At 71.1% G+C, this 21112-nt stretch carries 21 protein-coding genes; 11 read left to right on the top strand and 10 right to left on the bottom strand.

Features of this window, described 5'->3' with window-relative positions; all coding sequences use genetic code 11:
* Positions 1-45: 45 nt before the first annotated feature.
* The gene (locus tag ACIP5M_RS07930; RefSeq protein ID WP_401193353.1) at positions 46-315 is read right to left on the bottom strand and encodes a DUF3253 domain-containing protein; all 270 of its coding nucleotides are present in this window, start codon (positions 313-315) and stop codon (positions 46-48) included.
* A gap of 323 nt (positions 316-638) precedes the next feature.
* Here ACIP5M_RS07930 and ACIP5M_RS07925 point away from each other — a divergent pair, with 323 nt between their 5' ends.
* The 6 genes from ACIP5M_RS07925 (at position 639) to ACIP5M_RS07900 (ending at position 5514) form a co-directional block, all read left to right on the top strand.
* Positions 639-1970, top strand: coding sequence for an MFS transporter (locus ACIP5M_RS07925; RefSeq protein ID WP_401193350.1), 1332 nt, complete (start codon positions 639-641; stop codon positions 1968-1970).
* Positions 1967-3199 carry an anhydro-N-acetylmuramic acid kinase gene (locus ACIP5M_RS07920; RefSeq protein ID WP_401193348.1) on the top strand — a complete coding sequence of 411 codons (1233 nt, stop codon included), beginning with the start codon at positions 1967-1969 and terminating at the stop codon, positions 3197-3199. Before ACIP5M_RS07925 ends, ACIP5M_RS07920 begins: the two co-directional genes overlap by 4 nt.
* A gap of 67 nt (positions 3200-3266) precedes the next feature.
* Positions 3267-3992 carry an alpha/beta fold hydrolase gene (locus ACIP5M_RS07915; protein WP_401193345.1) on the top strand — a complete coding sequence of 242 codons (726 nt, stop codon included), beginning with the start codon at positions 3267-3269 and terminating at the stop codon, positions 3990-3992.
* Positions 3985-4518: a hypothetical protein gene (locus ACIP5M_RS07910; protein WP_401193342.1), complete on the top strand. Its 534-nt coding sequence runs from the start codon at positions 3985-3987 to the stop codon at positions 4516-4518. Before ACIP5M_RS07915 ends, ACIP5M_RS07910 begins: the two co-directional genes overlap by 8 nt.
* Positions 4519-4719: 201 nt before the next feature.
* Positions 4720-5229, top strand: a complete 510-nt coding sequence (locus ACIP5M_RS07905) for a YbaK/EbsC family protein (RefSeq protein ID WP_401193339.1) — start codon at positions 4720-4722, stop codon at positions 5227-5229.
* 159 nt (positions 5230-5388) lie between these two features.
* Positions 5389-5514, top strand: a complete 126-nt coding sequence (locus ACIP5M_RS07900) for a hypothetical protein (protein WP_401193336.1) — start codon at positions 5389-5391, stop codon at positions 5512-5514.
* A gap of 15 nt (positions 5515-5529) precedes the next feature.
* Here the strand turns inward: ACIP5M_RS07900 and ACIP5M_RS07895 are convergent, their stop codons facing one another.
* The 3 genes from ACIP5M_RS07895 to ACIP5M_RS07885 all read right to left on the bottom strand — a co-directional run bounded on the left by ACIP5M_RS07895 (position 5530) and on the right by ACIP5M_RS07885 (position 10416).
* Positions 5530-7317, bottom strand: coding sequence for a WD40 repeat domain-containing protein (locus ACIP5M_RS07895; protein WP_401193583.1), 1788 nt, complete (start codon positions 7315-7317; stop codon positions 5530-5532).
* Between the two features lie 641 nt (positions 7318-7958).
* Complete coding sequence (locus tag ACIP5M_RS07890) at positions 7959-8876, bottom strand: hypothetical protein (protein WP_401193333.1); 918 nt, start codon at positions 8874-8876, stop codon at positions 7959-7961.
* Between the two features lie 202 nt (positions 8877-9078).
* Positions 9079-10416: a lipase family protein gene (locus ACIP5M_RS07885; protein WP_401193331.1), complete on the bottom strand. Its 1338-nt coding sequence runs from the start codon at positions 10414-10416 to the stop codon at positions 9079-9081.
* A gap of 526 nt (positions 10417-10942) precedes the next feature.
* On the opposite strand from ACIP5M_RS07885, the gene ACIP5M_RS07880 reads away from it, so the two are divergent.
* On the top strand, positions 10943-12217 hold the full coding sequence (locus tag ACIP5M_RS07880) for a PucR family transcriptional regulator (protein WP_401193328.1): 1275 nt from the start codon (positions 10943-10945) through the stop codon (positions 12215-12217).
* Between the two features lie 19 nt (positions 12218-12236).
* On the opposite strand, the gene ACIP5M_RS07875 is transcribed toward ACIP5M_RS07880, so the two are convergent.
* Positions 12237-12590, bottom strand: coding sequence for a VOC family protein (locus tag ACIP5M_RS07875; protein WP_401193325.1), 354 nt, complete (start codon positions 12588-12590; stop codon positions 12237-12239).
* Positions 12591-12594: 4 nt separating this feature from the next.
* Positions 12595-13764 (bottom strand): Glu/Leu/Phe/Val dehydrogenase dimerization domain-containing protein, encoded by a 1170-nt coding sequence (locus tag ACIP5M_RS07870; protein WP_401193323.1) that lies wholly within the window; start codon positions 13762-13764, stop codon positions 12595-12597.
* 77 nt (positions 13765-13841) lie between these two features.
* Between ACIP5M_RS07870 and ACIP5M_RS07865 the strand changes: the two genes are divergently transcribed.
* Positions 13842-14300, top strand: coding sequence for an Lrp/AsnC family transcriptional regulator (locus ACIP5M_RS07865; RefSeq protein WP_401193321.1), 459 nt, complete (start codon positions 13842-13844; stop codon positions 14298-14300).
* An 8-nt stretch (positions 14301-14308) separates the two neighbouring features.
* Here ACIP5M_RS07865 and ACIP5M_RS07860 read toward each other — a convergent pair whose 3' ends face one another.
* Both ACIP5M_RS07860 and ACIP5M_RS07855 read right to left on the bottom strand, forming a co-directional pair.
* On the bottom strand, positions 14309-14518 hold the full coding sequence (locus ACIP5M_RS07860; protein WP_401193319.1) for a hypothetical protein: 210 nt from the start codon (positions 14516-14518) through the stop codon (positions 14309-14311).
* Positions 14519-14592: 74 nt separating this feature from the next.
* Entirely contained in the window at positions 14593-15063 is a 471-nt protein-coding gene (locus tag ACIP5M_RS07855) for a Dps family protein (RefSeq protein ID WP_401193316.1), read from the bottom strand.
* A 272-nt stretch (positions 15064-15335) separates the two neighbouring features.
* Here ACIP5M_RS07855 and ACIP5M_RS07850 point away from each other — a divergent pair, with 272 nt between their 5' ends.
* A complete protein-coding gene (locus ACIP5M_RS07850) occupies positions 15336-15617 on the top strand; it encodes a pyrimidine/purine nucleoside phosphorylase (RefSeq protein ID WP_401193313.1) in 282 nt (93 codons plus the stop codon).
* Between the two features lie 114 nt (positions 15618-15731).
* Here the strand turns inward: ACIP5M_RS07850 and ACIP5M_RS07845 are convergent, their stop codons facing one another.
* Positions 15732-16679, bottom strand: coding sequence for a glycoside hydrolase family 16 protein (locus tag ACIP5M_RS07845; RefSeq protein ID WP_401193310.1), 948 nt, complete (start codon positions 16677-16679; stop codon positions 15732-15734).
* A gap of 409 nt (positions 16680-17088) precedes the next feature.
* Entirely contained in the window at positions 17089-17586 is a 498-nt protein-coding gene (locus ACIP5M_RS07840; protein WP_401193308.1) for a hypothetical protein, read from the bottom strand.
* A gap of 68 nt (positions 17587-17654) precedes the next feature.
* On the opposite strand from ACIP5M_RS07840, the gene ACIP5M_RS07835 reads away from it, so the two are divergent.
* The gene (locus ACIP5M_RS07835; RefSeq protein ID WP_401193580.1) at positions 17655-19745 is read left to right on the top strand and encodes a bifunctional polysaccharide deacetylase/glycosyltransferase family 2 protein; all 2091 of its coding nucleotides are present in this window, start codon (positions 17655-17657) and stop codon (positions 19743-19745) included.
* Between the two features lie 2 nt (positions 19746-19747).
* The gene (locus tag ACIP5M_RS07830) at positions 19748-21004 is read left to right on the top strand and encodes an acyltransferase (protein ID WP_401193306.1); all 1257 of its coding nucleotides are present in this window, start codon (positions 19748-19750) and stop codon (positions 21002-21004) included.
* Positions 21005-21112 lie beyond the last annotated feature (108 nt).

Here is a 21112-nt window from a genome sequence, read left to right as displayed (position 1 = left end):
TGCACGACCCGCCCCGCCGGTCTGCGAAGCCGCGCCAGGAGGGCGTCAGCGAACGCGGCGGATACGGATCGGGCCGCGGGCCTTCGCCGGTTCGACGGGACGGCCGCCTTGGGTGATCTCCACCTCGCCGGCCGCGGTCAGCCTCCGAGCGGCGCGGCGGGCCGGTTCCATGAGCGCTCGCCAGCCTTCGTCCTCCCCTGCGTACACCGCTCGCGCGGCGTCCGAGGGACAGATCGTCGCGGTCGGGTGGCGGTCCAGCAGCTCCAGAATGGCTCGCTCCAGGAGCTGGTCCGTCTCCCGTTCGCTGTCCGTCACTCCGCCAGTGTCGCACCGGAGGCGGGAGCCGGGTCATCGGCGCCGCTCCGCACGGGGCCCTGGTCCCCCGTCACAGCTGCGCACGGTGGAGGGCGGGCTCATGCGTCACCTCCCCCTTCGGCGGAGGACGGTGACGCGCCCGCCGGGGGTGCGCTTTCGGCCATGCCCCGAACACCGCCCGCGTGCGGCCGATCCGTTGAAAACCGGCGGCCGCGCGCATCGCCAGCACTCCGCCCGGGCAGCCAGCCACTGTGGCCCGTCCCGCTCCCCGCCCCCAGAACCGGTCCGCGGCGTCCGCCGTGGCCGGCGTGCCCCTGCGTCCCGTGCATCCTGCGTCCGCCCGGCACGCCCTCGTCGCGGGGTCCGTCGGCAACTTCGTGGAGTGGTACGAGTTCGGCGTCTACGGCTCCTTCGCCACTGTCATCGCCGCCTGCTTCTTCACCCCGGACGGCGGCGATCGCGGCCAGGCGCTCATCGCGACCTACGCCGCCTTCGCCATCGCCTTCTTCTTCCGCCCGCTGGGCGCGCTGTTCTTCGGGCGGCTCGCGGACCGGGCCGGCCGCCGGCCGGCGCTCGTGCTCACCGTCTCCCTGATGACGGGCACGACCGCCCTGATCGGAGTACTGCCGGCGTACTCCTCCGCAGGCACCCTCGCGCCGTGGCTGTTGACGCTGCTGCGATGCCTCCAAGGCCTGTCCGCCGGGGGCGAGTTCGGCGGCGCCGTGAGCCTGCTGACCGAGACCGCGCCGCTCGGCCGGCGGGGCCGCCACGGCGCCTGGCAGTCGTTCACGGTCGCCCTCGGACTGCTGACGGGCGCGGGCCTGGCCGCCGGACTGGCGACCCTGCTCTCCGAGAGCGCCCTGTACGCGTGGGGTTGGCGCGTCCCCTTCCTGCTCGCCCTGCCCCTGGGCGCCGTGGCCCTGTGGCTGCGCCTGCGCCTGCTGGAAACCGCCCCACCGCCGGACCCGCCCGCAGCCGAACCCCAACCCGAACCGGAACCCGATCCCGATCCCGGTCCCGGTCCCGGTCCTGAGTCCGTCCCGGCGGGCGGCCCGACTCCGGTGGAGATCCTGGGCGCCGTCGTGCTCGGGGTCGGGCGGATCATGGGATGGTCCGCGGCCGGATACACCTTCCTCGTCGTCCTGCCCTCCTACCTCCAGGCCACCCTCGGTACGACCTTCCGGCAAGCACTGGCCGCCACCTTCGTCGCCAACCTGGGATTCGCCGCCGCGATCCTCCCGGCCGGCGTGCTCAGCGATCGGGTGGGCCGGCGGGCCGTCATGCTCGCCGGCAGCGTCCTCGTCGTCCTGACCGCAGTACCGGTCCTGCACCTGCTGCGCGACCCCGCCATCTCCGTCGCGCTGAAAGCGGCGGTGCTGGCGGCGGCCGGCGCGATGATCGGACTGCTGGCAGGACCCGGCCCCGCCCTGCTCGCCGAGATGTTCCCGAGCCGCGTACGCAGCACCGGACTCGGCCTGGCCTACGCACTCTCCAACGCCGTCTTCTCCGGCTGCGCGGGTCTGATCGTCACCACGCTCGTCCGGCACACCGGAAACCCGGACGTCCCGGCCCTCTACGCGGCAGGTGCCTGTGCTCTGGCCGTACCCGCCCTGCTCACCCTGCGCCCCGACGACCATCTGAGGCCCCTGAGATGACGCCGCCCTCCGCACGGCCCACACCGCGGGCGACGCAGACCACCGTCATCGGCCTGATGTCCGGCACCTCCTGCGACGCCGTCGACGCCGCGGCCGCCCGCATCACGCTCGACGGCACCGCACTGCGCCTGACCCCGCTCGGCATGGTCAGCGAACCGTACGACGACGAGCTGCGCCACGCGCTCGCGGCGGCGCTGCCGCCCGGCCGCACCACGCTCGCCGACGTGTGCCGCCTCGACACCCGCATCGGGCAGGCGTTCGCGCGGCTCGCCGTCCGGGCCGGTCGCGAACTCTGCGCGGGGCGGGCCGAACTGGTCGCCTCCCACGGGCAGACCGTCTTCCACTGGGCGGATAGCGGCCACGTGCACGGCACTCTGCAACTCGGGGAACCCGCGTGGATCGCGGAGGCGACCGGACTCCCCGTCGTCTCCGGCTTCCGGACCCGGGACGTCGCCGCCGGCGGGCAGGGCGCACCCCTCGTCGGTCTGATCGACCGCATGCTGCTGCACGGACGCCCCGGCGTCCCGGCCGCGCTGAACGTCGGCGGCATCGCCAACGCCACCGTCCTCACCCCCGACGGCACCCCGGCCGCCTTCGACTCCGGGCCCGGCAACGCCCTTCTCGACGCCGCCGCCCGCCACTTCACCGCCGGGCTGCTCGACCACGACACCGACGGCCGGCTGGCGGCCTGCGGCACCGTCCACCGGCCGCTGCTCGACAGGCTGCTCGCCGACCCGTACTACGTGCTGCCGGCGCCCAAGACCACCGGCCGGGAGTTGTTCCACGCCGGCTACCTGCGGACGGCCCTGGACGCGGTCGGCCCGCTGCCCGGCCCCGACGTGCTCGCCACCCTCACCCGGCTCACCGCCCGTACGATCGCCGACGCGCTGCGCCCGTTCGGCGTCACGGAGGTGCTGGCCTCCGGGGGCGGCACCCGCAACCCCACCCTCATGGCCGCCCTCCGGCGGGAACTCGGCGCCTCGGTACTGCTGCGCACGTCGGACGCGCTCGGGCTGCCCAGCGCCGCCAAGGAGGCCTACGCCTTCGCCGTGCTGGGCTACCTCACCCTGCACGGCCTGCCGGGCACCCTGCCGCAGTGCACGGGCGCGAGGGGCCCGCGGGTCCTCGGCAGCATCACCCCGGGCCGCACACCGCTCCGGCTCCCCGCCCTGCCGGCGCATGCACCCCGCACCTTGACGGTCGACCCGGCGCCGGCCACTGCGCGTTGACGTGGGGGGACTGCCGACTTCACCGCCGGGTGGGGCCGGTCGTCGTCCTGAGGATGGGAGCCCTGTTGTGAGTACGTTCGTGCTGATCCACGGTGCCGGCGACGTCGGCTGGTACTGGCATCTGGTCGAAGCGGAGCTTCGGGCGCGCGGTCACGGGGTGGTGGCTCCGGACCTCCCGGGCGACGACGATTCGTTGACGCTCGACGACTACGCCGACGCCGTGGTCGACGCGGTCGGCGATCGCCACGATCTGGTGGTCGTGGGCCAGTCGTTCGGTGCATTCACCGCGCCCCTGGTCACAGCCCGCCGTCCGGTCGCATCGCTGATCCTGGTCGCCGGGATGATCCCCGCGCCGGGCGAACCACCGGACCAGTGGTGGACCAACACCGGCTACGGCGAGGCCGTGCGGCGCCAGGCTGCCCGGGACGGCGGCCTCACCGGCAGCGACGACCCTTACGTCGCCTTTTACCACGACGTGTCCCGCGAACTCGCCGAGGAAGCGATGAGCAGGGAACGGGCCCACCCGTCGCCCGCGGCGTCGGCCCAGCCGTGGCCGCTGGAGGCCTGGCCGACCGTGCCGACCAGGTTCGTACTGTGCACCGAGGACCGCTTCCTTCCCGCCGACTTCCTGCGCCGGCTCGCGCGGGAACGCCTCGGAGTGGTCCCGGAGGAGATCACCGCGAGCCACTGCGTGGCGCTGAGCCGTCCCATCGAGCTTGCCGACCTTCTGACCGGCACGGGCAAGAGGGGACACTTTCCACGCGGTCTCGGCAAGGACATGTCCCATGAATGAGGACGAGGCCGTCCGGCAGTTGTGGATGCTGGCCGACGAGCGGGCGACCGGCTGCGAGGTCGACTCCGCTCGGCTCATCCAGGCCGGCCTCGACGCGCTGCTCGCCGGTCTCGACACGCCGTCGATCCCGAGGCTGGCCGGCCTCGCACGCTGGGAGGCGGACCAGGCGCCCGGGCTCTTCGAGGAGGTCCTGGACGAGCTCGGCATCACTCCGCACCTCACCGCCGATCCCGAGGCGGTCCTTTGGGAGGTGGCGCGCTCGTGGGCCGAGCGGATTGTCGACGGCTCCTGCGATCCGGGAACCGCTGCCGCGGCGATCTGGAGTGAAGCAGCCACACCGCTGAACTATCCCGAAAAGCTCGACGCCCTGGTCGCGTGGGCTTCCACCTGGGAAGACCTGGACGAAGACCACCCGCACACCTCCCGAGACGAGCTCGACACCGGCATCATCCAGGCCGCCCGTGAGCTGCTGGCCACCCTCCCCCAGCCTCCCTGGATCACGGCCAACCCGCCCCTCCTGGGCTGAGCAGTCGTTGTCCTGGGAGGTGAACTTCCTTGTGCGAGCGCCCAGCTGAGGGACCAGCCGTGACGGCACCGCCTGTGGCGGCACTTTCCGGTGCCTGCGGGATCTCACTTGATCGGTTTCCCCGCCCCCTCTATCGTTCCATACACAGAACGTTCTGTATGTGGAACACGCCTCTCGGGGCGTCACGCATCAAGGAGTCACATGGAATCCGAGCAGCCCGTCTCAGCGCCCCTGCCCGCCCGAAGCGCGGAGGTGGCCCGCGCCCTCGCCGCCGCGGGCATCCCCGGTCAGGTCCGCCAACTCGCCCAGTCGGCCCGTACCGCGGCGGAGGCGGCAGCCGCCCTCGGATGTGATGTCGGAGCCATCGCCAACAGCCTGGTGTTCATCTCGGGCGACCAGCCCGTACTCGTGCTCACCAGCGGCCGGCACAAGGTCGACACCGCGGGCCTCGCCGCCCGTTGGGGACGCCCTGAGCTGCGCCGCGCAACGCCCGAACAGGTCCGCGTGGCCACCGGGCAGGCGATCGGGGGCGTGGCCCCCGTGGGGCACCCCATGCAGCTGCCGACCGTCGTCGACGAAGCGCTCACGTCCCACCGCCGCGTCTGGGCAGCCGCCGGGACCCCGCACACCGTGTTCCCCACCACCGCCGACGAACTCCTGCGCCTCACCGGTGGCCGCTTGCTCCCGGTGGGTCCGCCCACGGACCAATAAGACACAGCGCGCCCGGCTTACTGATCGTTTCGGAACGAGCCCGTGCACCCGAGGGCTCCCCGGCGCCGACCTCCACCCCTGCCATCACGCACATGTCGATCACTTCTCCCCTACCCGTTCTCCACGCCGGCGGGGAAACCGTCGCGCTCGTGGAGAACGATGCGCCGATCGTGCGCCGTCCGCACGAGCGGACGCACATCCCGCTCGATGCGGACCGCGGAGTCGGAGGCGATCGACGGCGCGGTGGTCGGTGCCTTCCTCGGCACGTTCGACAGCCCGGGCTGAGGCGCGCCGGTGCTCTCAGGGCCGGCGCAACAGGCCCTGCGGGTGCGGCTCCACCACCGCGACCTCCCATCCGAAGCCGACCACCAGTGCGCCACCGGGGTGCCAGGACAGTGCTCGGACGGGTTGCGGGAACACCGTGGGAGTACCCAGCAGCTCACCGGTGTGCAAATCCCAGACCCACACCGTGTCATCGTTGGGGACGCCGGCGATGACGACGGGGGCGCCCTCCACCACCGCGATGGCCATCGCGCTCACCCAGCCGGCTCCGAGGCCTCCCGTAAGGCCGGTGCCGAAGGGCCGGCCGAGCTGCTCGCCCGTGTGCAGGTCCCATACCCGCACCGTGGCATCCCGGCTGCCGGTGACGGCCACCGGCCGGCCGGCCGGCGTCGCCGGCGCCACGGCCCGCACCCAGGCGGTGTGACCACGAAGCGACTGGTCGAGCTGCTCGCCGGTGCGCAGGTCCCACATCCGCACGGTGCAGTCCTCGTTGCCGACGAGGACGACCGGCCTGCCGTCCACCACCGTGGTGGCCATGGCCTTCGCTTCGGCGGTGTGGCCGGGCAGCGGCCCCCCGCGCGGTGCCCGGGCGTGGAGGTCCCAGGTCTGCACGGTGCCGTCGTCGCCGGCGGTGACGGCTACGGCCCGTCCGTCCACGACGGCGGTCGTCACCGCTCGCACCATGCCCTCGTGGCCCGCGAGTTGGTACAGCGGTGCACCCGTGTCCAGGTCCCAGACCCAGACCGTGCCGGACCCGCCGCCGGTGACCCCCACCGGCCGGCCGTCCAGGACGGTGGTGGCCACCGCCTGGATCGCGCCTTCCTCGTGGCCGGTGAACGGCCGGCCCACCGGGACTCCCGTGTGGAGGTCCCACATCAGTACGGTTCCGTCGTCGCTGCCGGAGACGGCCACGGGCCGGCCCTCCAGCACTGCCGTGGTGACCGCTCCCACGGAGTCGGTGTGTCCGTGCACGGGGTCGCCGAGTCGTGGACCGGCGGTCAGGTCCCAGATGCGCACGGGACCGTCGCCCCCGCTGGTGACGGCGAGCGGCCGCGCTTCGCTCGTGCCGATCGCCACCATCCGTACGGGCCGGGTGTGATCGGCCAGCGGCTCGCCCAGCGGTGCGCCGGTGAGCAGGTCCCAGACCCGTACGGTGCAATCCTCACCGCCGGTGACGGCGAGGGGCCGATCCTCCAGCACCGTGGTCGCCACCGCCCGTACGGCGCCGACGTGGCCGGTCAGGGTCCGGATCAACTGACCGGTAGCCAGGTCCCAGACCTGTACGGCGCCCTCGCCTCCGCCGGTGACGGCCACCGGACGGCCCTGCAGCGTACAAGCGGCCAACGCGGTCACCCACTCGGCGCCGAGCGCGCCGTTCCCCGGATGGTCGTGTTGCTCACCGGTGTCCAGGTCCCACACCCGCAGCGTCTCGTCGCTGCTGGTGACGGCGATGGGACGGCTGTCCAGCACCGTGGTCACCACCCATCCCGTCTCGTCCACGCCGTCGTCCCAGAACGGGTGCTCCAGCGGGCGGCCCAGTATCCCCTTGCCGTGCAGGTCCCAGATGCGTACGAGGCCGTCGTCGGTGCCGGTGACCGCGACCGGACGGCCTTCCACGACCGCCGTCGCCACGGCCGTCACCGGGCTGTGACCGGCCGCCAGCCGGCCCAGCGGCGTGCCGCCGCGCAGATCCCAGATCCGCGCCGTCTCGTCCCAACTGCCGGTGATGACCACCGGCCGGCCGTCGAGCAAGGCAGTCGTCACAGCCTCCACCGGGCCGTCGTGGCCGGTGAGAGGCGGTCCCAGCGGCGCGTCGGAGCTCAGATCCCAAAGCCGCGGCCGACGCCAAGGCCGTCACCGGGCTGGTGTGACCTGTGAGGAAGCCGCGCAACTGCGGGCTGGTCTGGGATCCGGTGGCCCAGCACGGGCGCCAGGGGAAGGGGGATGCAGGCGGCTGCGCCGGCCGGTCCAGATCCGCTGCCAGATGCCGGGCGCCCCACCGGGCCGCGTTCAGGCTCAGCAGCCATCGCCGCAGGTCCGGCCCGACTTCCGCTCCCCGCAGCAGAGAGGTCCGATAGACCGCCGCGGCCAGGCGGGCCGGTGCACTGCGCGCTCGGGCCAACAGCGGCAGCAGCGCCTGCGCGTCGACGCGGACCAAGAACTCCGTGTCGGTCAGCAGCTCGTCGAGCGTCCCGTTCTCGGTGGCCCGGCGGGCCCTGCCGGCCAGGACGGCCGGCTCCAGCCGCGACCAGAGTGGTGGGGACGCCTGCGTGTTCACCCGGCACCTCCGGCTTGGCCGTCCCGTCCGGTGGCCGCCCACTGGCCGCCCGCCGGCGGCGCGGCATCGGATCGCACCGTCAGCATGCGCGATCGGACCGGCAGGTGCACCGCGACCCGCCGGTCCGGGTACCCCGTCGAGGCGCTCGTCCGTGCGGAGAGCGTTCCGGTCAGACCGGCTGGGTGACGCATCGGTCGACCGCGGGGACCGACAGGCAGTACGCGTCCTTGCCTGGAGAGGCGTCCACACTGACGGCGCCGAACGCATCCGGGGGAATCGTGAAGTCGGCAACGCGCGAGCGTGGCATCACCACGTGGCCGATCTGCCGCTCCAGCACCGCACGTTGCCGTTCGGAGGAGTTCTTGATCCGGTACAGCCCGATCGGTACACGGGCACCGACGGGATATCCGTAGACGGCGATCCGGTGGCTCCGCTCCCAGCCTTCCACCGTCGCTGCTCCCGGTTCGCGACTCAGCGGCTCCGCGTTGGCAGCCGTCACGTCACCGGAACGGGCCGTCAGCTCGAGCCGACCGGACAGTCCGATGGCCTCTCGGTGGGGACCCGAGGGCAGGAACCTCCAGTCTCCGCTTTCGAGCAGGCCATTGCCGGTGTCTGTGACCTCCATCGCCCGACCGTCGAAGAGCGAGTCGTCCGACTGCCCCCGCGGGGTCAGCTCCGTCACGCGTTTCAGCGGAGTGGTGTAGGTACGTCCTTGTGCCTTCACCGTGACCGTGATCGGCCCGCTCTTCGGGAATCCGGACAGGCACAGGACCGATGGGGCTCCCAGACCCACCGTCTCCGCGTCCCCCGCATCGTTCTTCTGCGAGGAGACCCAGACGGCGGGCCGGCCGGCGGGGTGTCCCCCGCTGGTGATCTCGCAGTAGTAGGGGCGGCCACCCACCCGCCCCTCGTCGAACTGCTGGAGGAGCCTTGGTTCCGGGGCCGACGAGCTCGGTGCCGCGGCGTGCACCGGCCCCTTGACGTCACGCCCGGCGGGCTGGCCGACCGGGGCCCCGTGGTCCGCCCCACAGGCAACGGCGAGGACGCACAGCGCCGCCAGGCAGAACGACAGCGGTTTTCCCCTCACTGGACAGCACCTCTCGGCTGACTGGTGAAACTCGTGCCGACCAGCAAAGTAGCGGTGCCGGAGAGGATCCGCTGATCGGCGCGCAGAGGGGCGCCGTCTCGACTTCCGATGGCTCTGACGGCGCCTGGAGGTTTCCTCGTTCGGGCGCCGAGACCCCGCCGCGGCACTGGAGTGCGGCAGCGGGGCCCGGGATGGTGCGGTGTCAGGACGCAGGCACCGGCTTTTCCGGCGCCAGCGAGTTGCCCGCGGGGATGTTGCCGCAGTCGGACGGGGCGTTCCTGCCCTTGAACCGGTCGTCCAGCCAGCTCACCGCGACGGGTGCCCAGATGACGGGTACGCCGACGTGACTGAGCAGGTCGAACTGCTGGTACTCGATGGACCCGTTACCCGTTGAGCAGTACTGCCGGGCAAGCGTCCGCACGTCTCCGGCGACCATGACCCCGTCGCCGGTGCCGATGCCCGGGCGGTTGCCGAAGGTTCCTTCGAAGACGCCCCCGTTGCCCTGCGCGATGAACCCGGGGATGGTCGGGGTGGGCGCGGAGCCGAGGTTGATCCTGTTCACCACCTCGACGAAGGCGGGCACCGAGTTCGGGTCGGCGTACTGCGGCTTCGCCATCTTCTGCCAGGTCAGCCCGGGGTAGTGGCCCAGCGCGTCGACGATCGACCCGTGCTCCAGCTGTTCGTACACCTGCACGCCGTAGGTGCTCAGGTAGGGCTTGAGGTCAATGCCGTAGGACCGGGAGACGCCGATGATCGCCATCGGGATGACACCCGTCCACACGAGTGAGCCGTCCACGTACTTGAGGTTGTGCGCCGGGTCCACGAGGAGACCGCCCTCGGCGAAACCCACCAGCTTGCTGTTGACGTCGGGCGCGTAGGCCGGTGCGAGCGCGGCCGCCCAGTTGGTCGCGATGGCGCCGCCGGAGTATCCCATCAGGCCGAACCGCGTGTCGGCGTTCATGCCGGTCTCCGCGGACCGGGTCGCGGCGCGGATCGAGTCCAGCGTGTTGGTCGCGTACTCCGGGCCGGCCGCGAAGTTGGCGGTCTGGCCCTCGGTGTCCGGGATGACGAGGTTGTAGCCCTGCAGCAGCAGGGGCACCAGGAAGACGGCCTCGGCGTTCGCGATGGCGCCGCCCAGGGTGAGGTCACCGGCGATGGCCCGGGACGGGCCGTCCTCGGGGCTGAGCGAGTCGTAGAACGATTGGTAGGACACCGCCTTGCCGCCGTCGCCCGTCAGGCTGCGGACCACCGTGGTCACGTTGGCGGACGGACGGCCCTGGGCGTCGGTCGTGCGGTAGAGCAGTTGGATGGCCTTGACCGGCGTGGGGAGGCCCACGAGGTGGTACTGCAGGGTTCGCGTCTTCAGCACGGTGCCCGGCGCGAACGAGGACAGGGGCTCGCTGCCGGAGTAGGTGTAGAACGGGTCGCTCGCGGTGGCACTCGACGGCGTGACCTCGGCGGCCGTGGCCGCCGGGGCCACGGTCACGGCCATCGCGGCGACGAGGGCGGTGGCCAGGAGACGAACGGCGTTTTTGGACATGACTCCCCCGAATCGTGGAATGGGATCGCGGACTGGTCGGAGATGGAAGGTGTCGGCGGGCTGCGCTTCTGCGCGGAACGCGGTGGGACGAGCGGGCGGGCGGGTCGCCCGCGTCGGTGGAGCCGTCCGCCGCGGCTGCTCCGCGCGGTCGGGTGGACCGGCTGAACGTGGGCGCCCGGGCAACGCCGTCGTGGCGGCCTCCACCGGCCGCCGAGCGCCATGCGTCGAGTGACGTGAGGTCAGTTTCCCGGGCCGTGGAACGCGCACGGCTCAGGTGACAGGGGCCCCCGGCAGAGGGGCGGCGTGCTCGGGTGGGGGCGCGGCGGCCTGGTGCGCGGACACGGCGGTCCTCCGGTGCGGGTGGGGGCGTGGGGATCCGGTGGAGGAAGCGCTCGGGGTCGGAACGCGTCTGGCGATTCACCGGGCGGGCGTGTTACCAACTAGTAAGTAACGTCCCGGAAACCAGGATGGGGGCGGAACGGGGCCGTGTCTCCGGGTGGCACAACAGAGATTCGTGAGGTGGATTGTGACCGCGTCCAAACCGGCGGAAAGCGCCGTGGGGCCGCAGTTCGGCGGCATCCCGGTCCACAAGCGGCTGCTGGCCGCCGCGCCGGCCCTGGCGCCTGCGGTGACGGCCCGGCTCGTCGAACAATTGCCCGCCTACGGAGCACTGCCCTCGGAACAGCTCCGCGGCGAGATCACCAAGGAGGTGGACCGCGGAATCCGCGCCTTCATCCAGGTGCTGCGCGGCGGCGAGCTGCCGGAGGAGGCCGAGCTGGCGAGGATCAGCGAGTCGTCGGCCCGGCGCGCCGACGAGGGCGTGCCGCTGGAGGCCGTCGTCGGTGCCTACCACTTCGGTGCCGAGGAGTGCGCGGCCCAGGTCCTCGCGACGGCCGAGCCGGGCGACCTGCCCGACGTGCTGTTCGTCCAGCACCGGCTGCTCGGTTACCTCCGACAGGTGAGCTGCGCGGTCGCGGCAGGGTACGTACAGGAACGGCAGGCGATCCTCGGTGACGAGCAGGTCGCCCGGCAGTCCCTGCTGTCCCGGCTGCTGGAGGGCGGCAACCCGCAGGCCGCGGCCGACCGCGCCGGCATCCGGCTTCCTCCCTCTTACCTCGTGCTGAGCATCACCATCGGACCGCACCCCGATGAGCTGCGGCCCGGCGTGAACCACTCGGTCGCCGCTCGCCGCAAACTCCGGCGGCTGCGCAACGAATTGCAGCGCCACACCCCGGGTGTCCCGCTGTCCGTCCTGTCCGGCGGCGGCGGGCTGGTGCTGATCCCGTACGAGACACCGGCCGCCGACTTCGCCTCCACGGACCGGGCGCGGCTCAATCGGCTCGTCGAGCAGCTCGGCCGGATGTGCGGCGCGGAGCTGCTGGTGGCGGCGGCCGCCGCCGCACCGGACGGCGTCGCAGACGCCGCCCGGATGGTCGGCGAGGTACGGAAGGTGGCCGAGGCATCCGGCCGGGGGCCCGGTCTCTACCTGCTCGATGACGTGCTGCTGGAGTACCAGCTGAGCCGCCCGAGCCCGGCCAGGGACGGGCTCGCCGCGCGTCTCGGCCCGCTGGCCGTGCGCCCGGAGCTGCTCGACACACTGCGCACCTTCCTCGCCTGCGGCCTCGACCGGCGCCGGGCCGCCGCCGAGCTCCAGGTCCACCCCAACACGGTGGACTACCGGCTGCGCAAGGCGACGGAACTCACCGGCCTGGACGCGGCACGGGGCACCGACCTGCTGACGCTGCACGCCGCACTGACCGCCCACGACGCCGTACGACAGGGCGAGCCCGAAACCGGCTGACGTGCCGGCCGCCGGTCCTTCAGTAGTACTGGACCAGGCAGAATTCGTGTGCTTCGGGGTCCGTCATCACGACGACCACGCCTTCGTCGTAGTGGTGCCGTTCGCCCGTGAACTGACCACCCAAGGCGATGACTTGGGCGATGCCCTCATCGATGTCGTCGACCGCGACGTCGAGGTGCAGGCGCAGCTTGGCGTGCTTCGGCTCGGTCACGGGCTGGAAGGTGAGGCGGGGCTGCGCGTCACCGGGACGGCCGAGGTAGACCCAGCCGGGACGGGACGGCAGGCGCGGGCGGTCCAGCAGTGCGCTCCAGAAGCCCGCGACCCGTTCTACGTCGGCACAGTCGATGGTCACTCCGACCCAGCGGTTCGTCATGTCGTCAGTTCTCCTGTGCCGGCGGCCGGAGGGGCTGCGGCTCGGGCCTTCTCGGCTCGGCGGGCGGTGAGGCCGGGGGTGCTGCAGTGCGACCCGGGTGCGTGACTGCCCGGTGAACCCGTTGCGCGGCGAGTTCCGCGGCCGCGGCCGCGGGCGTGGTCCGGCGGGTCCGGGCCGTATGGAAGACCTGCCGGAGCGTGGCGGCGATGCCGGAGAGACGCTGCGTGAGCTGTTCCTCGGGTTCGCGGCGCAGTTCGACACCCGTGGCGTGGATGACTCCTCCCGCGCTGACCACCACGTCCGGCGCCCAGAGGATGCCGCGTGCGGCGAGGAGGCCGGCGGTGCCCGGTTCGTCGAGTTGATTGTTGGCGGGGCCGGCGACGGCTGCGCACCGCAGCAGAGGCACCGTGCGGGCGGTCAGCAGGCCACCGAGCGCGGCCGGCACGAGGATGTCGACCTCTGCCGCGAGGGCGTCGTCCGGATCCACCCAGGTCGCGCCGAGCCCGGCGGCCGGACTGCGGGTGTCCGGGTTGACGTCGGTCACGACAAGCCGCGCGCCGGCCCGGTCCAGGAGCCGGGCCACATGGGCACCGACCGCTCCGAGGCCGATCACCCCGAACGTCCGGCCGGCGAGTTCCGGTGAGCCGAAGACCTCTTCGGCCACCGCGCCCAGTGCCGCAACGGTGCCGAGCGCGGTGTGGAGGGAGGAGTCGCCGCTGCCACCGTCCTCGACGGGCCGGCAGCAGACGTGTGCGGTGCGTTCGCCGATGACGGACATGTCGGCCGGGCCGCTTCCCACGTCCGGGCCCGTGATGTAGCGGCCGCCGAGCGATTCGATCACGTCGCCGAGGTCGTGGAGCAACGCCGTACGCTCCGCACCGGTAGGCCGAGTTGGGGTGGGGAGGGCGACGACCGCCTTCCCGCCGCCGTGTTCCAGACCGGCCAGCGCGTTCTTCGCGGTCATCGCCGCCGCCAGCCGCAGCGCGTCCGCGGTCGCGGCGGCGAGGTCGGGGTAGTGGGCGATCCGGCACCCGCCGGCGGCCGGGCCGAGAGCGGTCGAGTGGATCGCGATGGTGATCGCGAGGCCGCTGCGGCGGCCGCGCACGATGTGTACCAACTCATGTGACGCTTCGGAGGTGTTGAGGGCTTGAGTTTCCTCGAGTGCGGCTGTCATGGGGCGAAGCTAGCCGTTTCGACAAAGGTTACGGCCGTTGACCGAACAGAATTCGGCAGGGAAGCCATAATCACCGTGTGGACGAACTTGATTCGGCGATCGTCCGGCATCTGCAGCGCGATGCGCGGCAGACCAACCGCGACCTCGCCCGCACCCTCGGCATCGCACCGTCGACCTGCCTCGAACGCATCCGCGCCCTACGGGCCCGGGGAGTCATCACCGGCTACCACGCCGCGGTCGACCCGGCCAGCCTGAACCGCCACGTCCAGGCACTGATCCACTTCCAGATCCGCCCTCTCAGCCGGGCAGTCATCGAGGCGTTCAAGACCTACGCGGCCGGCCTGCCCGAGGTCAGCACGGTCTACGTGGTCACGGGAGGCGACGACATGATCGTGCACGTCTCCGTTCCCAGCGTGGACTACCTCCACGGTTTCCTCATGGACAAGTTCACCGAGCGCCGCGAAGTCGTCGGATTCCGTACCTCCGTGATCTACCAGCACACCCACAACCAGGTCCTCGCCCCCCTGACGCCTTGACCCGCGCCCTAGTCGGTCGGCTCCTGGGCTTCGGCGGAGCCCGGTTCGGCAGCGGGCTCCTCGGCGGGCTCGGCCGGCTCGCTGCCATCCTTCTCCGCGGTGTCCCGGAGGTCGGGGGCGTCCGGGCCGACGGGCGGCAGGTCCGGGGTCACGGCGTCGCGTTCCTCCGGTACACGGGCCGGAAGCTCCGGCTCCTTCGGGTCACTGGCACGCTGCATTGCACATCTCCTCGCAGGCTGATCCATTCACTGTCCCGTTTGCCCGGCCCGTCGAGCCTCTCCGCCAGTACCGGTCAGGCGTTCTCAGCGGCGAACATCCAGTGGTGCTTCTCGAATTCGCCGGTCAGCCCGATCAGCAGGTCCTGGGTGACGGGGTCCGCGGACTCGGTGGCCCGGATGCGCTCCCTCATGCGGGCGATCACCACACTGAGGGCGTCGACGAGGACGCCTACGGCGTCGTCGTCCTTCACCCAGCCCTCCGGCACGCCCGTGATCGCGCTGGACGAGGCCACTGTCTCCGCGCGGCCGTCGGGCGTGACACCGAGAGCCGCGGCACGTTCCGCGATCACGTCGGAGTGCGCACGCGCCGAGGTGACCACCTCATCGAGCTGCAGGTGGACGGACCGGAAACGGGGGCCCACCACGTTCCAGTGCACCTGCTTGGCGACGAGCGCCAGGTCCACCAGGTCCACCAGAGCGCCTTGCAGCGCCTCGCCGACGGTCTTCAGATCGGCTTCCGGAAGGGCGTTTTTCACGACCGGCACAATGGCTCCATTCCGCATGGTCGCCCGCAGCGTGGCGACGGAGAATCTCTGACGAAACACCGCCTACCCGTGACTTTCGCGATAAAACGGCCCATACGGCTTGATCGCCGGGTGGCGCGGGAAGCGCCGCACGCCACCCCGTCGGCTACGACGTCGTTCATGCGCCGAGTGGGGGCGACGGTCGCTACCGGTAGGGTTCCGTTCGCCGGTCGCCGGGGCGCGACGAGCCGGCCATCCCTTTCCGCTCGTTCCCCCAAAAGGACGCCACGCACATGTTCAAGGTCAACGAATACTTCGACGGCACGGTCACGTCGATCGCCTTCACCCAGGAGCAAGGCCCGGCCACCATCGGTGTCATGGCTCCGGGCGAGTACGAATTCGGCACGGCCGCCCCGGAAACCATGCACGTGATCAGCGGCGCCCTGACCGTCAAGCTCCCCGACGCCGCCGATTGGGAGACCTTCTCCACCGGCAGCCGTTTCCAGGTGCCGGGCGACAGCAAGTTCCAGCTCAAGGTCTCAGTCGAAACCGCCTACCTCTGCGAATACCGCTAGGCCGGATCTGCCGGTCGCGTGGTGCGCGGGAGAGGCCGGCCGGCCTCTCCCCCACCGCGGGGTGTCACATCCCCGGCCGGCTCGTCAGCGCCGTCCCGCTGGCGTGCCGCTTTCTCAGGACTTCGGCACGGTGTTGATGTAGTTGGTGCCGGCACTGTAGAAGCCGTCCACCGTTTTCTGGACGTCCGCCTGGGACACGGCCTCGCCGGCCTTGTAGTAGAACCAGTTGACCTTCATGTCCCAGGTGCGCGGACCACCGGTGAAGGGAAGGTCGATGAACCAGTTGCTGAAGTGGACGTCCATCTTCTCGCGCGGGACGTACTTCCCGGAGCTGGTGAACGTCTCCTTGCCGTCCAGGGAGTAGACGACTTTCCCGTCCATGGCGGTGATCATCAGGACGTGCCAGCCCTCGAGGCGCTGCTTGGACGTCTTGTTGACCCGGTCCGGGGGGTCGGCCTTGAACCAGCTGACGTTGTCGAGCCGCGGACCCGGCGTGCCCCAGCCGCCGTTCGGCAGGTACTCGAAGTCGAGTTCGCTGTAGTTCGCCGAGGCGTCGGAGGGGGAGATCGGGAAGAAGGTCTGGACGACGTGGTCGCCGTTGCGGCCGCTCGTGGGCTTGTCGCTGAAGTAGACCCGAGCCGCGTAGGTCCCCGTGAAGAGGTTCTCGCCGGTGGTCAGCACCTCCACCTGCTTGGTGCCCTGCTTGGTGCCGTCGATGGAGGACTGCAGCCGCAGGACCTTGCCGCCCTGGGCGGTCGTGTCGGCGGGGAAGTCGGCGCCGGCGGCGTTCCAGCTGTCCTGGATCCCCGGGCCGCCCGCGCCGGTACGGATCTCCCAGCCGTGGGCGGCGAGCTGGGGGTCGTCGGCGCCGCTGTACTGGAAGTTGTCGAACAGGGTTCCCGGCGGTCCGGAGGGGGTCGGCGAGGCGGCGGGCCGACCGTCACCGGTGCCCGCGCCGGACGCGGGGCCGCCGCCGGAACACGCGGCGAGTACCCCAAGGAGGGCGGGCAGTGTGAGCGCGGTCCACGCGCGGCGGCGAGAGGTGCGGCGGGGCTGGCTCACAGGGGCTCCTTGAGGGCAGAGGCGGTACGCGGACACACCTTCTGCGTGAGGTTCTACGGCTGATCTGATGAGGGGGTCATCCTAAGGTGCCGAGTGGGCATGAGGACGGCCGCCCGGGAGGCTTTCACGTCCCCCTGGGTACCGCGGTCCCAGCGAAATGGCCTGGCCGAAAACATACCCTTCGGTAACCGGAGCCTGTGGGGCCGTTTTTATCGGCCGGTACTGCCATCGGCATCTCGATCCGATTACAACAGCTGAGCAGATAATGCTAAATCCAGACATGGGCCCCAAGTCGATCCACGTCGGTGCACTAGCGTTCGCCCTGCGATCCCGTGGTCTACGTACCCTGCAATGAAAGGCCTCGCAAGGTGCGCCCAGTCATCAATCCCATCGAACGCGGGGCGACATATCAGGCAATGCCCGATGTGTCCGAGTCGAGCTTCGCGGAGCCCGTACCAGCACCGGTGTTCGTGTCCCAGTCGGGTCTGCGCGGCCGTCTGCTGCGCGGTTTGGGATGGCCGGTTTCCGTCGTCGGTGCGATCCTCGCGGTCGCCATGGCCAGCAGCCTGGTCGGTGTGCAGGCGGACGCCCCGGCGATGCGCATACCCGTGCAGCCCTCGCTGCGGCCGGCCCCGTCGTCCTCGCCCGTGCCGTCGCTGTCGTCCGCCTCGTCGTCACCCGCGTCGTCCTCACCCCGGCCGGCCACGCGGTCCGCGACGCCCCAGGTGAAGCCCTCGGGCGGCACACCGAAGCCGTCGACCGACACCTCGAAGAACTCGGGCGGCACGCCGAAGCCCTCTGGCGGCACGCCGAAGTCCACGACCACCGTGCCGCGCGGCGCAACGCCTCCGGGCCAGCCGACCAAGCGCAACTGATCATCCGCACCACCCATCTCCAGGAGCGTCATTGTCCCGGTCCCGGCACCAGCGCCGCCGGCAGTCCCTGCTGAGGCCACGCCGACTGGCCGCGCCCCCGCTGCGCTTCTTCATGCCGCTGTCCCTGCTGGCGTGCCTGCTCGCGCTCCTCGTCCTGCGCGGCCTCGCGACCAACGAGGTGTTCCACGACGACCGGATCGCGATCTCGGTCGACAAGGACACGGTGCCGCAGAACCTGCTCAAGGGCGGCCCGGTCATCGACGCGCGCGGCAGCAAGAACGAGCACCCCGTGAGCTACCGCATCCCCGACCGCACCGTGGTCCTGAGCTTCGACGACGGTCCCTCGCCTGAGTGGACCCCGAAGATCCTGGAGCTGCTCGAGGCCCGCCGCATCCATGCCTCCTTCTTCGTGACCGGCGCCATGACCACGCGCAACCCGGAGCTGATCCGGCAGATCGTCGCGGGCGGCCACGAACTCGGCGTGCACACCTTCACCCACGCGGACATGGCGTACCAGTCCCCCACCCGGATCGGCTGGGAGCTGGCGCAGTCGCAGCTGGCGCTGGCCGGCGTCGCGGGCGTGCACAGCGCGCTGTTCCGCCCGCCGTACTCCTCCGACGCCACCGCGATGGACGACTGGAACTACCCGGTGATCAAGTACGTGGGCGCGCGCGGCTACCTCACGGCGTTCATCGACAAGGACACCGACGACTGGAAGCGGCCCGGCGTCGACGCGATCGTCAAGGCGGCGATGCCGTCCAAGCCCGGTGCGGGCGAGATGATCCTTCTCCACGACGCGGGCGGTGACCGCACCCAGACCATCGCCGCGCTCGTGCAGATCATCGACAAGCTGCAGGCGCAGGGCTACCGCTTCACCACCATCTCCGAGGCGCTCGGCGCCTCCAGCGCCACCGTGCCGGTGCACGGCTTCCAGCTGTGGGCGGGCAAGGGGTACATCTGGGCCACCCAGTTCGCCGTGCTCACCCTGCCCGTGCTGGTCGCGCTGCTGGCCCTCGTGGGCTTCCTCAACTTCGGCCGTTTCGCGCTGATGATCGTCCTCGCGCCGATTCACGCCCGCCGCGCCAAGCGGCGGGACGCATGGGGAGCTCCCGTCACCGAGCCGGTCACCGTACTGGTCCCGGCCTACAACGAGCTCGAGTGCATCGCCAACACCTTGAACTCCCTGGCCGACAGTGACTATCCGATCGAGGCGATAGTCATCGACGACGGTTCGACGGACGGCACCGCGGACATCGTCGAGGAGATGGACCTGCCGTTCGTCCGGCTGATCCGCCAGGTCAACGGAGGCAAGTCCTCCGCACTCAACACCGGGATCGCGGCCGCCTCGCACGACATCATCGTGATGATGGACGGCGACACCGTCTTCGAGCCGTCCACCGTGCGCGAGCTGGTCCAGCCCTTCGGGGACCCGGCGATCGGCGCGGTTGCGGGCAACGCCAAGGTCGGCAACCGGGACAGCCTGATCGGCGCCTGGCAGCACATCGAGTACGTCCTCGGCCACAACCTGGACCGCCGGATGTACGACGTGCTGGGCGTCATCCCCACCATCCCCGGCGCGGTCGGCGCCTTCCGCAAGGAGGCCCTGCGGCAGGTGGGCGGGATGAGCGACGACACCCTCGCCGAGGACACCGACATCACCATCGCGGTGCTCTGCGAAGGCTGGCGGATCGTCTACGCCGAGCAGGCCCGCGCCTGGACCGAGGCCCCTGCCAGCCTCCAACAACTCTGGTCCCAGCGCTACCGATGGAGCTACGGCAGCATGCAGGCCATGTGGAAGCACCGCCACGCGGTGACCTCCCGCGGCCCGGCAGGGCGCTTCGGCAGGCTAGGACTGCCGCTCATCGTGCTGTTCGGCGTCGTCGCACCGATGCTTGCACCGCTGGTCGACATGTTCCTGGTGTACGGCGTGGTGTTCGCGGACACGCCGGTCACCCTCGCCGGCTGGGGCGGATTCATCCTCCTGCAGGCCGCACTGTCCTGGTACGCCTTCAGGCTCGACCACGAGAAGCCCTGGCACCTGATCAGCTTGCCGATCCAGCAACTGGTCTACCGGCAGCTGATGTACATCGTCCTGTTGCAGTCCGCGATCACGGCGATGACCGGTGGCCGACTGCGCTGGCAGAAGCTCCGGCGCACCGGTGAGGTCGCCACCGCACCCGTGGAGGCCTGACCATGACCGCATCCGTCGAGTTCGGCCGCACTCACGACACGGTCCAGCTGAGGATCCCCGCCGTTCTGCGGCAGGAACCGGAGCCGGAGGCGCCGGTCCAGCGCAAGGGCGGCCGGGACCGCTATCTCGACCTGCTGCGCGCACTGGCGCTGGGCCGTGTGGTGCTCTACCACAACTTCGGCTGGTTCTGGCTCCCCCTCGTCTTCCCGTCGATGGGCGTGATGTTCGCGCTCGCCGGCTCGCTGATGACCCGCTCGCTCAGCCGTCCCGCCCTCGGCGTGATCCGCGGCCGACTGCGCCGACTGCTGCCACCGATGTGGCTGTTCGGCGCCATCATGCTCACCCTCCAGATCCTCGACGGCTGGGGCCCCGATTCCGAGGGGCACCCCAACTGGTGGTGGGGCAAGCTGGCCCTCTGGCTCCTGCCGCTGAGCACCCCCCCGTTCGGGGAGGAGCTGGGCGGGTTCGCCGGTTTCCGGCACCACGTGGAATCGACCTGGGCCCAGCAGGTCATCGTCCCGCTCTGGTACCTGCGAGCGTACCTGTGGTACGTCCTACTCTCGCCGCTGATGCTCCGGGCACTGCGCAAGTTCCCGGTGGTGACGCTGTTCACCCCGCTTGCGGTGGTGATCGTCATGAATACCTTCTTCGTCGAGCAGGAGTTCGTCTACGGGCGGGTCTGGGAGACCGCCAACGACTTCATGATGTTCGGCTCCTGCTGGATCCTCGGCATGGCGCACCAGGAGGGCCTGCTCAAGAAGATCCCGCAGTACGTGGTGCCGTCCATCGCCCCGCTGATCATGGTGGCGGGCCTCTGGTACCTGCAGACCCGGCCGGTCTATCCGCACGAACCCACCGACATCGAGGCCTGGCCGATCGCCCAGGCCCTGTGGTCCCTGGGCTTCGTCGCCATGCTGCTCCACATCAGTCCGTCCTGGGAGCAGTGGCCCAGACCCCTGGAACGCTGGAACGGCCTCGTCAGCCTGCTCAACTCGCGCGCCGTCAGCGTCTACCTCTGGCACCAGGTCGCGCTGGTGTGCGCCGTCCCGCTGATCGACCCCCTCTGGAACATCCCCTTCGTCTACACCAACCTCACGTGGCTGCTGTCGAGCCAGTGGTTCACGCTGCTGGTGGCCATCCCGCTGATCGGCCTCCTGGTGCTGATCTTCGGCTGGATCGAGGACGTGGCCGCCAAGCGCTCACCGCGGCTCTTCCCGTACCCGCGCCGTCAGCGGGGCCGGCGCCGGGCCGCCGACTGACGGGTCCTCCACCGGTTCCTCTGGCGGGGGCGTGGCGCTCGGCGCAGAGGGCCGGGAGTTCGGGGTGGAGCACATCCATGGGGCTAACCCGGGCCATGCGTCATGTCG

The sequence above is a fragment of the Streptomyces sp. NPDC088762 genome (assembly GCF_044750905.1).
Lineage (GTDB): Bacteria > Actinomycetota > Actinomycetes > Streptomycetales > Streptomycetaceae > Streptomyces.
This window is presented reverse-complemented; position numbering and strand designations above follow the sequence as displayed.